At 66.7% G+C, this 13087-nt stretch carries 17 protein-coding genes; 11 read left to right on the top strand and 6 right to left on the bottom strand.

What is annotated here, in order from left to right:
* The first annotated feature begins 16 nt into the window (after window positions 1–16).
* Window positions 17–394: a RidA family protein gene (locus tag BST42_RS02660; protein ID WP_083117256.1), complete on the top strand. Its 378-nt coding sequence runs from the start codon at window positions 17–19 to the stop codon at window positions 392–394.
* Here BST42_RS02660 and BST42_RS02655 read toward each other — a convergent pair.
* Window positions 370–735 (bottom strand): DUF952 domain-containing protein, encoded by a 366-nt coding sequence (locus BST42_RS02655; protein ID WP_083116980.1) that lies wholly within the window; start codon window positions 733–735, stop codon window positions 370–372. The genes BST42_RS02660 and BST42_RS02655 overlap by 25 nt on opposite strands.
* 159 nt (window positions 736–894) lie before the next feature.
* Here BST42_RS02655 and BST42_RS02650 point away from each other — a divergent pair, with 159 nt between their 5' ends.
* Together BST42_RS02650 and BST42_RS02645 are read left to right on the top strand one after the other, a co-directional pair.
* Window positions 895–1086 (top strand): DUF7455 domain-containing protein, encoded by a 192-nt coding sequence (locus BST42_RS02650; protein ID WP_036338582.1) that lies wholly within the window; start codon window positions 895–897, stop codon window positions 1084–1086.
* 60 nt (window positions 1087–1146) lie between these two features.
* Complete coding sequence (locus BST42_RS02645; protein WP_083116979.1) at window positions 1147–2154, top strand: YihY/virulence factor BrkB family protein; 1008 nt, start codon at window positions 1147–1149, stop codon at window positions 2152–2154.
* On the opposite strand, the gene BST42_RS02640 is transcribed toward BST42_RS02645, so the two are convergent.
* Window positions 2141–2380 (bottom strand): DUF3039 domain-containing protein, encoded by a 240-nt coding sequence (locus tag BST42_RS02640; RefSeq protein WP_036338588.1) that lies wholly within the window; start codon window positions 2378–2380, stop codon window positions 2141–2143. The two genes, BST42_RS02645 and BST42_RS02640, sit on opposite strands and share 14 nt — an antisense overlap.
* Window positions 2381–2457: 77 nt before the next feature.
* Here BST42_RS02640 and BST42_RS02635 point away from each other — a divergent pair, with 77 nt between their 5' ends.
* The 3 genes from BST42_RS02635 (at window position 2458) to BST42_RS02625 (ending at window position 4774) form a co-directional block, all read left to right on the top strand.
* Complete coding sequence (locus BST42_RS02635; RefSeq protein WP_083116978.1) at window positions 2458–2853, top strand: DUF3099 domain-containing protein; 396 nt, start codon at window positions 2458–2460, stop codon at window positions 2851–2853.
* Between the two features lie 117 nt (window positions 2854–2970).
* On the top strand, window positions 2971–3960 hold the full coding sequence (locus tag BST42_RS02630; protein ID WP_264028713.1) for a sigma-70 family RNA polymerase sigma factor: 990 nt from the start codon (window positions 2971–2973) through the stop codon (window positions 3958–3960).
* Window positions 3961–4084: 124 nt separating this feature from the next.
* Complete coding sequence (locus BST42_RS02625) at window positions 4085–4774, top strand: iron-dependent transcriptional repressor DtxR (RefSeq protein ID WP_083116976.1); 690 nt, start codon at window positions 4085–4087, stop codon at window positions 4772–4774.
* Window positions 4775–4781: 7 nt separating this feature from the next.
* On the opposite strand, the gene BST42_RS02620 is transcribed toward BST42_RS02625, so the two are convergent.
* Window positions 4782–5837 (bottom strand): DUF4192 domain-containing protein, encoded by a 1056-nt coding sequence (locus BST42_RS02620; protein WP_083117255.1) that lies wholly within the window; start codon window positions 5835–5837, stop codon window positions 4782–4784.
* Window positions 5838–6012: 175 nt separating this feature from the next.
* Between BST42_RS02620 and sthA the strand changes: the two genes are divergently transcribed.
* Window positions 6013–7425: a Si-specific NAD(P)(+) transhydrogenase gene (sthA, locus tag BST42_RS02615; protein WP_083116975.1), complete on the top strand. Its 1413-nt coding sequence runs from the start codon at window positions 6013–6015 to the stop codon at window positions 7423–7425.
* A gap of 4 nt (window positions 7426–7429) precedes the next feature.
* Here sthA and BST42_RS02610 read toward each other — a convergent pair whose 3' ends face one another.
* Window positions 7430–8215 carry a trypsin-like serine peptidase gene (locus BST42_RS02610; RefSeq protein WP_083116974.1) on the bottom strand — a complete coding sequence of 262 codons (786 nt, stop codon included), beginning with the start codon at window positions 8213–8215 and terminating at the stop codon, window positions 7430–7432.
* 186 nt (window positions 8216–8401) lie between these two features.
* Here BST42_RS02610 and BST42_RS02605 point away from each other — a divergent pair, with 186 nt between their 5' ends.
* From BST42_RS02605 to BST42_RS02595, 3 genes are read left to right on the top strand one after another with little or no spacing between them, the layout of a single operon-like run.
* Window positions 8402–9376, top strand: a complete 975-nt coding sequence (locus BST42_RS02605; RefSeq protein ID WP_083117254.1) for a proteasome assembly chaperone family protein — start codon at window positions 8402–8404, stop codon at window positions 9374–9376.
* A 17-nt stretch (window positions 9377–9393) separates the two neighbouring features.
* Window positions 9394–10446 (top strand): alpha/beta fold hydrolase, encoded by a 1053-nt coding sequence (locus BST42_RS02600; protein WP_083116973.1) that lies wholly within the window; start codon window positions 9394–9396, stop codon window positions 10444–10446.
* 23 nt (window positions 10447–10469) lie between these two features.
* Complete coding sequence (locus BST42_RS02595) at window positions 10470–11156, top strand: PhzF family protein (RefSeq protein ID WP_083116972.1); 687 nt, start codon at window positions 10470–10472, stop codon at window positions 11154–11156.
* Window positions 11157–11161: 5 nt separating this feature from the next.
* Here the strand turns inward: BST42_RS02595 and nrdR are convergent, their stop codons facing one another.
* Both nrdR and BST42_RS02585 read right to left on the bottom strand, forming a co-directional pair.
* Window positions 11162–11626, bottom strand: coding sequence for a transcriptional regulator NrdR (gene nrdR, locus BST42_RS02590; RefSeq protein ID WP_036338613.1), 465 nt, complete (start codon window positions 11624–11626; stop codon window positions 11162–11164).
* Between the two features lie 89 nt (window positions 11627–11715).
* On the bottom strand, window positions 11716–12198 hold the full coding sequence (locus tag BST42_RS02585; RefSeq protein WP_083116971.1) for a LysM peptidoglycan-binding domain-containing protein: 483 nt from the start codon (window positions 12196–12198) through the stop codon (window positions 11716–11718).
* 214 nt (window positions 12199–12412) lie between these two features.
* Between BST42_RS02585 and lexA the strand changes: the two genes are divergently transcribed.
* Window positions 12413–13072 carry a transcriptional repressor LexA gene (lexA, locus tag BST42_RS02580; protein WP_083116970.1) on the top strand — a complete coding sequence of 220 codons (660 nt, stop codon included), beginning with the start codon at window positions 12413–12415 and terminating at the stop codon, window positions 13070–13072.
* The last annotated feature ends 15 nt before the right edge of the window (window positions 13073–13087 follow it).

Raw genomic sequence — 13087 nt, 5'->3', positions numbered from 1 at the left:
CGCTTACCCTGGCGCCGTGCTCAGCAGGGTGAATCTGTCCTCAGAATCGGCCTACGAGTCCGAAGTCGGCTACTCCCGGGCGGTGCGTATCGGCCCGCACGTCGCGGTCTCCGGCACCACCGGCGCAGGCGACGACGCCGTCGCTCAGACCCGAAATGCATTGCAGCGCATAGCAACAGCGCTGGACGATCTCGGCGCCTCACTGTCCGACGTCGTCCGCACCCGGATCTACGTCACCGACATCTCCAGCTGGCGCGCGGTCGGCGCGGTGCACGCGGAGTTCTTCGGCGCGATCCGCCCGGCCGCCACCATGGTCGAGGTCGCCGCCCTCATCGAGCCCGGGCTACTGGTGGAGATCGAAGCCGACGCCTACATCGACGGCTCGAACGGCTGAAACCGGCCGTCCGGCCCCGGCCGATACGGCGTGACTTTCATCACCGCCGTGGTGGGCAATCGGCCGTACAGATGCGGGAACCGCATCGACTCGGGATCCGTTGGAACACCGTGTTCCCAACGCAGCGGCGCCTGCAGCTGTTGAGGGTCGATGTGGAGCAGCACCAAATCGGTTCGGCCGGAGAACAACCGGTTGGCCGGTAGGTGCACCTGCTCCGGTGTCGAAAGGTGAATGAATCCCGCTTCGCTGCGCGATGCGGGGCAAAGTTCGCCACCGGCCTGCGCGGTTTCCCAGTCTCGCTGTCCGCACAGGTGGAGTAAGAATTCCGGATTCGGGTACATACGACCACACTGCATCACCCGCAACACGAGAAGGCGTGAGACACGACACAGCTGTAAACCCCCGGGGAACAAGGCCGGAACACAAAACGTCTGAGACAGTAGAGATACGTGACGGTGGCGACCAGTCACCGAAGCGCTGAGCACCTTACGGAGGAGCCCATGAACGCGACCCTGACCAGTCCTGAATTGACCAAGGCTGATCGCTGCGACCGCTGTGGTGCAGCGGCTCGGGTGCGCGCCAAGCTTCCTTCCGGTGCCGAACTCCTGTTCTGCCAACACCACGCCAACGAGCACCAGGCCAAGCTGATCGAGTTGGCCGCCGTGATCGAAGTCAGCCCGTCGGAGGCGTAACCACTACTCACGGCCGCGTCGCTGGGCAGGATCGCCGACGTCAGGAATGCTGGACTGGTCATGACTGACCAATCGGCCAAGCCCTCTCGTCACCACGTATGGCGGATCTCGAAACGCACTCTGTCCAAAAGCTGGGACGACTCGATCTTCTCGGAGTCCGCCCAGGCGGGTTTCTGGTCGGTGCTGTCGTTGCCGCCGCTGCTGCTCGGCATGCTCGGGAGCCTGGCTTATATCGCGCCGATGTTCGGGCCGGACACCCTGCCGACCATCGAGAATCAGTTGATCAACTTTGCGAACAGCTTCTTCTCGAAGAATGTGGTGAACGAGATCATCCAGCCGACCGTCCGCGACATCGTGGCGGGCGCGCGCGGTGAAGTGGTGTCGTTCGGTTTCGTGATCAGCTTGTGGGCCGGCTCGTCGGCCATCTCGGCGTTCGTCGACTCCGTGGTGGAAGCCCACGACCAGACGCCGCTGCGACATCCGGTGCGACAACGCCTCTTCGCGCTCGGGCTCTACGTGGTGATGCTGGTGTTCGTCATCGCCAGCGCACCGTTTGTGGCGCTCGGGCCCCGCAAGATCTCGTCGTATCTGCCGGACAGCGGGGACAACGTCCTGCATTACGGCTACTACCCCGCGCTGGCGGTGACCCTGGTACTGGCGGTGACAATCCTCTACCGGGTGTCGCTACCCAAACCGCTGCCCACCCATCGCCTGCTGTGGGGCGCGATTCTCGCGGCCGCGGTGTTCGTGGTCGCGGCGATGTGCCTGCGGTTCTACCTGACCTGGATCACCAGCACCGGCTACACGTATGGCGCGCTGGCGACCCCGATCGCGTTCCTGCTGTTCGCGTTCTTCCTCGGCTTCGCCATCATGATCGGCGCCGAACTCAACGCCGCCATCGAAGAGGAGTTCCCCGCTCCCGCGCCGCACGCCGAACAGGTGCGAACGTGGTTGCGGCGCAAGGCCAAGTCGAGGGGTGACAACGACAATAAGGACGAGGCTCCCGAGGATCAGCCGCAGCCAGCACCTGGCGAGACGGCTGAACCCGCCCCGGTCAGCCCTTCTTGAGGTTCTCGTAGACCCGCTTGCAGTCCGGACAGACCGGCGAGCCGGGCTTGGCCGCGCGGGTCACCGGGAACACCTCGCCGCACAACGCGACGACGTGGGTGCCCATCACCGCACTCTCGGCGATTTTGTCCTTCTTGACGTAATGGAAGACCTTGGGGGCATCGTCGTCGGTCCCGTCGTCGACGCGTTCGTCGGCGTCGGTGCGCTCGATCGTCTGGGTCTGCATAGGAGACATTGTGCCCGGTAAGACAGCCGTAAGAAACCGGCATGCATATCGATCACAAATTGTGGAACAGTAGAGCTATGAAGCGTGAGCTGGGATTCGACGACGAAGGTCGGCCCGTGCTCATCACCGCCGCGGCAACGCCCTACGAAGAGCAGCATCGCCAACGCGTGCGGAAGTACCTGACGATCATGTCTTTTCGGATTCCGGCACTCATCTTGGCGGCCGGCGCGTACGGCCTGTGGCACAACGGATTGATCTCACTGGCGATCATCGCGGTGTCGTTGCCGCTGCCATGGATGGCCGTCCTGATCGCCAATGACCGCCCGCCCCGGCGCGCGGAGGAGCCCCGTCGCTTCAATGACACCCCGCAGCGGACCCCGCTGTTCCCGCGGGCCGAGCATCGCGCACTCGATGCCGGGATCTCGGCTGCGCAACCGCATGCTGCCGGTGGTCCCGACCGCGGTTCCCGCTGACCGCCGACCCGGCCGTTTCTCAGGACATTCTCAGGGCTTCTCGCTATTCCCGCACGTCAGAGGGTGTGAACCGACGCCGGCGCGGGAACTCTTTGTTCGGATCGCACGTTGAACGCTTTGACAGTTGCAGCCGATCAGGAGGCCACCATGGCAAATGCCACCACCAGCCGATTTGATAGCGACCTGGACGCCCAGAGTCCAGCCGCCGACCTGGTGCGCGTCTATCTGAACGGCATCGGCAAAACCGCCCTGCTCACCGCCGAGGACGAGGTAGAGCTGGCCAAGCGGATCGAGGCAGGCCTGTTCGCCCAGCACCTGCTCGAGACCAAGAAGCGACTCAGCGAGAACCGCAAGCGCGACCTCGCCATCATCGTGCGCGACGGGCAGGCCGCCCGCAGTCATCTGCTCGAGGCCAACCTGCGCCTGGTGGTGTCGCTGGCCAAGCGCTACACAGGTCGCGGCATGCCGCTGCTGGACCTCATCCAGGAAGGCAACCTCGGCCTGATCCGCGCGATGGAGAAGTTCGACTACACCAAGGGTTTCAAGTTCTCGACGTATGCCACGTGGTGGATCCGTCAGGCCATCACCCGCGGCATGGCCGACCAGAGCCGCACGATCCGGCTGCCCGTCCACCTCGTGGAGCAGGTGAACAAGCTCGCCCGGATCAAGCGTGAGATGCACCAGAGCCTGGGCCGGGAGGCGAGCGACGAGGAGCTGGCCGAGGAGTCCGGCATTCCGGTCGAGAAGATCAACGACCTGCTCGAGCACAGCCGCGACCCGGTGAGCCTCGACATGCCGGTCGGCAGCGACGAAGAGGCCCCCCTCGGCGACTTCATCGAGGACTCCGAGGCCATGTCGGCCGAGAACGCCGTCATCGCCGAATTGCTGCACACCGACATCCGCCACGTGTTGGCGACGCTGGACGAGCGGGAGCAGCAGGTGATCCGGCTGCGGTTCGGCCTCGACGACGGCCAGCCCCGCACCCTCGATCAGATCGGCAAGCTGTTCGGCTTGTCCCGCGAGCGGGTCCGCCAGATCGAGCGTGAGGTCATGTCCAAGCTGCGCAACGGCGACCGGGCCGACCGGCTGCGGTCGTACGCCAGCTGAGTAAGCAACCCCCTCGAGTGTGCCCGTCGGCGGAGCCGGCGGGCACACTGCTGTGGGCGGAGGTGTTGCACGTCCATTTACGCAGCTAGCCAAGTAGACTCGGGGCAGACGAAGGGTGTCCTTAATGAACGATCTGGTCGATACCACTGAGATGTATCTGCGCACGATCTACGACCTCGAAGAGGAGGGCGTGATCCCCCTGCGCGCACGCATTGCCGAGCGGCTCGAACAGAGTGGCCCGACGGTCAGCCAGACCGTGGCCCGCATGGAACGTGACGGCCTGCTGCATGTGGCCGGCGACCGGCACCTTGAACTGACCGAAAAAGGACGTGAATTGGCGGTTTCGGTGATGCGCAAGCATCGCCTCGCCGAGCGGCTCCTGGTGGACGTGATCGGCTTGCCGTGGGAAGAGGTGCACGCCGAAGCCTGCCGCTGGGAACACGTGATGAGCGAGGATGTCGAGCGCCGGCTGGTGCAGGTTCTCGACGACCCGACGGTGTCCCCGTTCGGCAACCCGATCCCCGGTTTGTCGCTGCTGGGCCTGGACATGAGCAAGTTCGAGGACTCCAACCTGGTGCGCCTGACCGAACTGCCCGCCGGCTCCCCCGTCGCCGTGGTGGTCCGCCAGCTCTCCGAGCATGTCCAGGGTGACGCGGAACTGATCGGCCAGCTCAAGGGTGCCGGTGTGGTGCCCAACGCCCGCGTGCAGGTGGAGAACGGTCCGCACGGCGGTGTGACGATCCTCATCGGCGGCCACGAGAACGTGCACCTGCCCCACGAGATGGCCCACGCGGTCAAGGTCGAGAAGGTCTGAGTCCGGCTCACACCGCGCGGCCGAACATCCGGCGCGGCGGAAGCCGCACTCCCAGCCGCTTGGCCAGCCGGTACCCGGTGCCGGCGAGCTCTCGGATCTGCTCGGGCCGCATGCCTGATTGCAGCGCCCGGTCGAGCATGCTCGCCATCTGGTGGTCGGGGTTGTCGCGTAGTGCCGCCTCCAGCGACAGCCCGGCCAGCGGCCCGTCGCCGCGCGTGTAAGCCGAAAAGGCCAGCAGCACAAGCGCTTCGGTTCGCCACGGGTCCGGAAGAGTCCGCGCCAACACAGTCCAGAGCGCCTCGGCGTCGCCGGCCACGGCACCGACCGCGAGCGCGTACAGCGTGTCGCGGACCGCGACGTCGGTCAGCGCGCACGCGAGCATCGCGAGTTCGGCGTCCTCGAGTTCCGCACCATCACTCACCCGGGCGGCGATGGCCATGGTCGCCTCGATATCGCGGCGACCGCACCCGTCCGGATCGGCGCGCCAGTCGGCCTCCCGCACCTCGGCGTGTGCGGTGATCGCCGGCACCAGCGAAGCCGCGCGGCTGGCATCGGCGACCGCGACCACCGCCTGCAGATCGGACCGGCGTGGATACAGCCGTCGTCCCTCGAGTACGGCGGCCGCGGCGAGCGGGGAGGCCATCGGATCCTCCACCGCGCCGAATGCGCCGCAACCATCGACGCAGTGCCACCGGCCGCCGGCCTCGATCCGGTCGACCACGTGGGTGGCGTAGACGCTCATGTCGTGGGCGGACAGCGCCGCGTTCAGCTCATCGCACATATCGCGGTAGTCCTGGTTGCACATCGGGCACGGGGCACCGTCGGCGTCGACGATCACGGCCACCACTGTGTCCGCGCCAGAGGCGGCGGCGACGTCTGCCAGGTGAGTGAGGTCTCCGTCCATCGCCTTGGACAGGTCGACGCGCATGACGGCTCCCATGTCGCGGTCCTCCAGGGCCACCAGCACCAGTGATTTCTCCGGGACGAAGCCGAGAACAGCAGGCAGTGCGGCGATCAGGGCGCCGGGGCGGGTGAAGCGATAGTCAGGTTCGTGTGTGGTCATGGCCCGACAGTCGCAACCGGCGCCGACCAAACCGGCCCGCCGGACACCGACGAGCGTGCGGCTGGGGATGAAGTCGGATCTGGGGATAGCGGCCGGATCGCCCGGACACATTGTTCATGTCGTATTGACACGGTCGGCATGCAAGATTCGGTAAACCGGCGTACACCTTGTCCTCATGAGTGTGGAATACGACCTCGTCGTCATCGGCTCGGGGCCCGGCGGTCAGAAAGCGGCGATCGCGGCAGCCAAGCTGGGCAAGTCGGTGGCAGTCATCGAGCGCGGGCAGATGCTCGGCGGTGTCTGTGTTCAGACCGGCACGATCCCGTCGAAGACGCTGCGCGAGGCCGTGCTCTACCTGACCGGTATGAGCCAGCGCGAGCTCTACGGCGCCAGCTACCGGGTCAAGGACAAGATCACTCCCGCCGACCTGCTGGCCCGCACTGAACACGTGATCCGCAAAGAGGTCGACGTGGTGCGAAACCAGTTGATGCGCAACGGTATCGAGCTCTACGTGGGGCACGGCCGGTTCATCGACGAGCACACCGTTGAGGTCGAGGACCCCACCCGCGCCGAGCACATCACCGTCAGCGGCCGCTACATCATCATCGCCACCGGCACCAAGCCGGCGCGGCCAGCCGGGGTCGAGTTCGACGAGAACCGGGTGCTGGACTCCGACGGCATTCTCGACCTGAAGACGATCCCGGGCTCGATGGTGGTCGTCGGCGCCGGTGTGATCGGCATCGAGTACGCCTCGATGTTCGCCGCGCTGGGCACCAAGGTCACCGTCGTCGAGAAACGCGACACCATGCTCGACTTCTGCGACCCCGAGATCGTCGAAGCCCTGCGCTTCCACCTGCGCGACCTGGCGGTGACGTTTCGGTTCGGCGAGGAGGTGACGGCGGTCGACGTCGGCTCGGCCGGCACCGTCACCACGTTGGCCAGCGGCAAGCAGATCCCGGCCGAAACCGTCATGTACTCGGCCGGACGGCAGGGCCAGACCGACCACCTGGATCTGGCCAACGCCGGGCTGGAAGCCGACAACCGCGGCCGGATCTTCGTCGACGAGAAGACATTTCAGTCCAAAGTCGACCACATCTACGCCGTCGGCGATGTCATCGGCTTCCCCGCCCTGGCGGCCACCTCCATGGAACAGGGCCGGCTCGCGGCCTACCACGCGTTCGGCGAGCCGACGGCCGGCATGACCGTGCTGCAGCCGATCGGCATCTACTCGATCCCTGAGGTGTCCTACGTCGGCGCCACCGAGGTCGATCTCACCAAGGCGGCAGTCCCCTACGAGGTCGGGGTGTCCCGCTACCGCGAACTGGCCCGCGGCCAGATCGCCGGGGACTCCTACGGCATGCTCAAGCTTCTGGTGTCGACCGAAGACCTGAAGGTCCTCGGCGTCCACATCTTCGGCACCGCGGCAACTGAATTGGTGCACATCGGCCAGGCGGTGATGGGCTGCGGCGGAACCATCGAGTACCTGGTCGACGCGGTCTTCAACTATCCGACGTTCTCGGAGGCCTACAAGGTCGCCGCGCTCGACGTGATGAACAAGCTGCGCGCCCTCAACCAGTTCCGCCGTTAGGCGCTCAGCACTCGCTGTCGAACGACGCCGGCGCGTCGTCGCCCGGTCCCCCCGCTTCGGCGCGCGCCAGCAGTGCCGCCGTCGCCCCGTCGAACGGTGCCGAGTACGAGACGTTGTCCTCGCAGCCGCCGCCGTTGCGCCCGCCGATCACACCGATCACCGTCGCGCCGGCGATCCACGGGCCGCCGCTGGTGCCGTCGACCAGCCCGTTGCAGCGCAGGGCGGGATAGCCGTCCTCGATGCGGGCGACCGTGTCACAGCCCAGCGGGGGCCCGCCGTCGCCCACCGGGTACCCGATCACGGTCACCGGCGCGGACTCGGCAGGTGCCGCACCGAGGGTCAGCGCCCGACCCGCGACGGATTCGACGGTGCCGCCGGCGGAGCGACTGACCCGCGCGAACGCGTAGTCCGCCTTGGGGTCCTGAGTGCTCAGCCAGCGGGGATCGAGGTAGACCGTGTCGACGGTCCAGACGTCGCCGGGAGCGGCGCTCTCGTTGAATCCGGGCACGAACGTGGCGGGCAGACCCGCGGCCAAGCAGTGCGCGGCCGTCAAGATCAGATCCTGACCTGCCGAATGAACCACCGAGGCGGTGCAGGTGTGGGTGTCGGTGGCGCCGAGGAACAGCGCTCCCACCGCCGGCCGGGCCGCCACCGGCTGGGCACTCGCCGTCGATACCGCCGCCGCGATCGGCTCCTCGGCGGCCTTGGCCCGCGGCTCGGCGGTGGAATGGCACCCCGACACCAGAACCGTGGTCACCACCAGGTTCAGGGCCGCCGCAACCATCCGCATGGCTCGATCATGCCCGATCTGCACGCTTTCGACCCGGCTGAACGGCCGGTGCTGGGAACGACGGGTGCCTCACCGGCGTTGTGCAACACGAGCGCTATGGTCAGCGCTCAGCCAATTCTGAGAGACACTGGTTGTCACGGTACAAGGGACGACGACGTGCCCGGGCACCGCGAGGAGGCGGAGACGATGACTGACGAGCAGGGACAGCCCTACCAACCCGAGCAGACCGGGATGTACGAACTGGAGTTTCCGGCGCCGCAATTGTCCGCACCCGACGGGCGTGGCCCGGTGATGATCCACGCTCTCGAAGGCTTCTCCGACGCAGGCCGCGCCATACGCCTGGCCGCCGACCACCTCAAAGCCAAGCTGGACACGGAGTTGGTGGCTTCGTTCGCGATCGACGAGCTGCTGGACTACCGGTCCCGCCGCCCGCTGATGACGTTCAAGACCGACCACTTCACCGACTACGACGATCCTGAGCTGAATCTGTACGCCCTGCGCGACAGCCTCGGTACACCGTTCCTGCTGCTCGCAGGACTGGAGCCGGATCTGAAGTGGGAGCGATTCATCACCGCGGTCCGCCTGCTGGCCGAGCAGCTCGGCGTGCGCCAGACCATCGGGCTGGGCACCATCCCGATGGCCGTTCCGCATACCCGGCCCGTCACGATGACCGCGCACTCTAACAACCGGGAATTGATCAGCGAATTCACCCCGTGGGTCGGCGAGGTGCAGGTCCCCGGCAGCGTGTCCAACCTGTTGGAGTACCGGATGGCCCAGCACGGCCACGAAGTCATCGGCTTCACCGTGCATGTGCCGCACTACCTGGCGCAGACCGACTTCCCACCCGCCGCGGAGGCGCTGCTTGAGCAGGTCGCCAAGCTGACTTCGCTGCAGGTGCCGTTGCGTGGGCTCACCGATGCCGGAGCGGCCATCCGCACCAAGATCGACGAGCAGGTCGAGGCATCGCCGGAGGTCGCTCAAGTGGTGACCGCGCTGGAGCGACAGTACGATGCTTTCGTTGCCGCTCAAGAGAACCGGTCGCTGCTGGCACGCGACGAAGAACTCCCCAGCGGCGACGAATTGGGTGCGGAGTTCGAAAAATTCCTCGCCCAGCACGCCGAGGACTTCAAAGACGGTTTCAACGACAACGGCGAGACCTAGCGGAGTCCACCGCACCGATGACAGGGTTGGGGCCAGTGACTCAGCAAAAGTCTCAGCGAAAGCCAAATCTGCAGCCGGTGCGGGATGTGACGCCCACCCTGCACTTCCGGACCATTCATGGCTACCGCCGAGCCTTCCGGGTGGCCGGGTCGGGACCGGCGCTGCTGCTGATCCATGGGATCGGTGACAACTCGACGACGTGGCATCCGGTGCACAGCAAGCTCGCCCAGCGGTTCACCGTCATCGCCCCGGACCTGCTGGGGCATGGACAGTCCGACAAACCACGAGCCGACTATTCGGTCGCGGCCTACGCCAACGGGATGCGCGATCTGCTGAGTGTGCTCGACCTCGACAAGGTCACCGTTGTCGGGCATTCACTCGGCGGCGGAGTGGCGATGCAATTCGCTTACCAGTTCCCACAATTGGTGGAGCGGCTGATCCTGGTCAGCGCGGGCGGCGTGACCAAAGAAGTGAACGTAGCGCTGCGGGCCGCCTCGCTGCCGTTGGGCGGGGAGGCGCTGGCGCTGCTGCGACTGCCGATGGTGCTGCCGGCGTTGCAGCTTGCCGGCCGCGCGCTGGGGAGCGTCTTCGGCTCTACCGGGTTGGGCCGCGACCTGCCCGACGCCCTGCGTATCCTGGCCGATCTGCCCGAGCCGACAGCCTCGTCGGCCTTCACCCGCACACTGCGCTCAGTGGTGGACTGGCGCGGCCAGGTGGTCACCATGCTGGACCGCTGTTATCTGACCGAATCCGTTCCGGTGCAACTCATTTGGGGCGACTTGGATGCCGTCATCCCGGTCAGCCACGCTCGGATGGCGCACTCCGCCATGCCTGGTTCCCAGCTCGAGATCTTCGGCCGCTCCGGCCACTTTCCGTTCCACGACGACCCTGACCGTTTCGTCGAGGTCGTCGAGAAGTTCATCGACGGGACCGCTCCGGCCGAATACGACCAGGACGCCCTGCGAGAACTCCTTCGCACCGGACTGTCCGAACGTTTGGTCACCGGGTCGCTGGACACCCGGGTCGCAGTGCTCGACGCCCTCGGCGCCGACGAGCGCAGTGCCACCTGACTTCAGCGTCGTAGAGTCGGGTGATGACCGTCGACGTAACCGTGTTGCGGGTATTCACCGATGAAGGTGGCGAGTTCGGCAATCCGCTGGGTGTGGTGGACGCCGCCACCGTGCCCGCCGGTGATCGCCAGCGCATCGCGACCGAATTAGAGTACAGCGAAACAATATTCATCGATCTGCCGACCGACGGGGCGAGCACAGCCCACGCCCGCATTTTCACTCCGGCCACGGAATTACCGTTCGCCGGGCATCCCACCGTGGGCGCGGCCTGGTGGCTGCGGGATCGCGGCACGCCGATCCACACCCTGCAGGTTCCGGCCGGCATCGTCGGAGTCACCTACGGCGACGACCGCACGGTGATCCGGGTCCGGGCGGAGTGGTCGCCGGAGTTCGCCATCCACGATCTGGACTCGGTCGACGAAGTGCTGGCCGCCGATCCGGACGACTACTCCGACGACGCGGAGCACTACCTGTGGGCGTGGATGGATCGCGACGGCGGGCACATCCGGGCGCGGATGTTCGCCGCCGACCTCGGCGTGCCGGAAGACGAGGCCACCGGATCGGCGGCGGCACGGCTGACCGATTACCTGAGCCGCGACCTGACGATCACCCAGGGCAAGGGATCGCAGATCTTCACGACTTGGGACGCGCAAGGGTGGGTACTGATCGCGGGCCGAGTGGTCAGCGACGGTGTGCGACAGCTGGATTGAGCTGCTCAGCCGGATGTGCCGACGGACCGATGGGCGCGCAGCGCCTCGATCTCGCGCTCGAAGTCCTCAGCCGAGCTGAACGAGCGGTACACCGACGCGAACCGCAGATAGGCGACCTCGTCGAGTTCACGGAGCGGGCCGAGGATGGCGAGTCCGACCTCGTGGCTGGGGATCTCAGGTGAGCCGGCGGCGCGCACCGTGTCCTCCACTTGCTGGGCGAGCAGATTCAGCGCGTCGTCATCGACATCGCGACCCTGGCAGGCGCGGCGGACACCGCTGACGACCTTCTCCCGGCTGAACGGCTCGGTGACGCCGCTGCGCTTTACGACGGCCAGCACCGCGGTCTCCACAGTGGTGAACCGCCGGCCGCACTCCGGACAGGAGCGGCGACGCCGGATGGCCTGGCCTTCATCGGTCTCGCGCGAGTCGACAACGCGGGAGTCCGGGTTGCGGCAGAACGGACAGTGCATGACCGCTCCTTCGCTCAGTGGCCCGATATGTCGAACCACTGAGAGCCTACCTGCGCCGTGCGCGGGAACGGCTGCGGCCGGCACGACGGTCAGCCGATCGGCGCGATCAACGTCTGCCCGGCGTCCAGCGACGCCGATTCGAGCTTGTTCAGGTCGCGGATGCGCTGCACCACCTGTCCGGCGGGCGCATCGGGCGCGACCCGTCCGGCCAGCTGCTGCAGCGTCTCCCCCGCCTGGACCTGGACGACGGCGAGCTGGTCCGGCATCTGCTCGGTGGCCGCCGGGGTGGCGCTGAAGTGGCCGACCATGCCGAGCCACAGCGTGATCAGCGCGGCCACCCCGGCAAGCGCGATCGTGACCGCGGTGCTCACCGGCCGGCGGGCATGGGGCGCCCGGGAGAACGCCACACCCGTGCCGCGGTACTGCATCGGCGCGATCGCCGGCCGTGCCGGGTGCGGCCGGTGGGCGCGGGCGCCGGCCGGGCGGCGTCGAGCAGGGGCAACGGGCGCGGCGGCCGTCCGCCGGTACACCGGTGCCGAGATGTAAACCTGTCGATCATCGATGACTGTCACGTCCGTGTCCTTCCTTCAGGGCCGCCCCGGTTCGCTCTTGTGTTCGAAATATACTCGATCATGCGTTCGAAAACCGAACATGTGAGCGAGCGTGTTGGAAGAATAAATCCGGCCACCGACAAGTTCTGTTCCGCGGACCGCCGGCCCACCCGGAATCGCGACACGGTCGAACAAATGTTTGAATTTTGACGCGGGCCGGGCTAGATTCGGCGTCATGAGCGAGCGCAGTGAGACATCCGGGCTTACCGAGCGACAGCGAACCATCCTCGACGTGATCCGCGCCTCCGTCACCAGCCGCGGCTATCCCCCCAGCATCCGTGAGATCGGCGACGCCGTCGGTCTCACATCCACGTCATCGGTGGCCCACCAGCTACGCACACTGGAGCGCAAGGGCTATCTGCGCCGCGATGCCAACCGGCCGCGTGCGGTGGATGTGCGCGGAGCCGACGACACGGTGAGCCCGGTGCGCACCGAGGTCGCCGGTTCGGACGCGCTGCCCGAGCCGACGTTCGTGCCGGTGCTCGGCCGCATCGCCGCCGGCGGCCCGATCCTCGCCGAGGAAGCGGTCGAGGATGTGTTCCCGCTACCGCGCGAGTTGGTCGGCGACGGGTCGCTGTTCCTGCTCAAGGTCGTCGGTGAGTCGATGATCGACGCAGCGATCTGCGACGGCGACTGGGTCGTGGTCCGTCAGCAGAACGTGGCCGACAACGGCGACATCGTCGCAGCGATGATCGATGGCGAGGCCACGGTGAAGACGTTCAAGCGCACCAGCGGCCAAGTCTGGCTGATGCCGCACAACCCGGCGTTCGACCCCATTCCCGGTAACGACGCCGCGATCCTCGGCAAGGTCGTCACCGTTCTCCGGAAGGTCTAGCGGACGGGGGCGAAA

Origin of the sequence: Mycolicibacterium rhodesiae (genome assembly GCF_002086695.1) — a bacterium.
GTDB lineage: Bacteria > Actinomycetota > Actinomycetes > Mycobacteriales > Mycobacteriaceae > Mycobacterium > Mycobacterium rhodesiae.
The sequence above is the reverse complement of the archived record's forward strand: the minus strand, read 5'-3'. Positions and strand labels throughout refer to the sequence as shown.

Coding starts and splice junctions, on each gene's coding strand:
- BST42_RS02595 (WP_083116972.1), top strand. CDS start 10,470: ATGACCGTCGACGTAACCGTGTTGCGGGTATTCACCGATGAAGGTGGC.
- BST42_RS02650 (WP_036338582.1), top strand. CDS start 895: ATGAACGCGACCCTGACCAGTCCTGAATTGACCAAGGCTGATCGCTGC.
- BST42_RS02620 (WP_083117255.1), bottom strand. CDS start 5,837: ATGACCACACACGAACCTGACTATCGCTTCACCCGCCCCGGCGCCCTG.
- sthA (WP_083116975.1), top strand. CDS start 6,013: ATGAGTGTGGAATACGACCTCGTCGTCATCGGCTCGGGGCCCGGCGGT.
- BST42_RS02655 (WP_083116980.1), bottom strand. CDS start 735: ATGTACCCGAATCCGGAATTCTTACTCCACCTGTGCGGACAGCGAGAC.
- BST42_RS02605 (WP_083117254.1), top strand. CDS start 8,402: ATGACTGACGAGCAGGGACAGCCCTACCAACCCGAGCAGACCGGGATG.
- BST42_RS02610 (WP_083116974.1), bottom strand. CDS start 8,215: ATGCGGATGGTTGCGGCGGCCCTGAACCTGGTGGTGACCACGGTTCTG.
- BST42_RS02635 (WP_083116978.1), top strand. CDS start 2,458: ATGAAGCGTGAGCTGGGATTCGACGACGAAGGTCGGCCCGTGCTCATC.
- nrdR (WP_036338613.1), bottom strand. CDS start 11,626: ATGCACTGTCCGTTCTGCCGCAACCCGGACTCCCGCGTTGTCGACTCG.
- lexA (WP_083116970.1), top strand. CDS start 12,413: ATGAGCGAGCGCAGTGAGACATCCGGGCTTACCGAGCGACAGCGAACC.
- BST42_RS02625 (WP_083116976.1), top strand. CDS start 4,085: ATGAACGATCTGGTCGATACCACTGAGATGTATCTGCGCACGATCTAC.
- BST42_RS02640 (WP_036338588.1), bottom strand. CDS start 2,380: ATGCAGACCCAGACGATCGAGCGCACCGACGCCGACGAACGCGTCGAC.
- BST42_RS02645 (WP_083116979.1), top strand. CDS start 1,147: ATGACTGACCAATCGGCCAAGCCCTCTCGTCACCACGTATGGCGGATC.
- BST42_RS02600 (WP_083116973.1), top strand. CDS start 9,394: ATGACAGGGTTGGGGCCAGTGACTCAGCAAAAGTCTCAGCGAAAGCCA.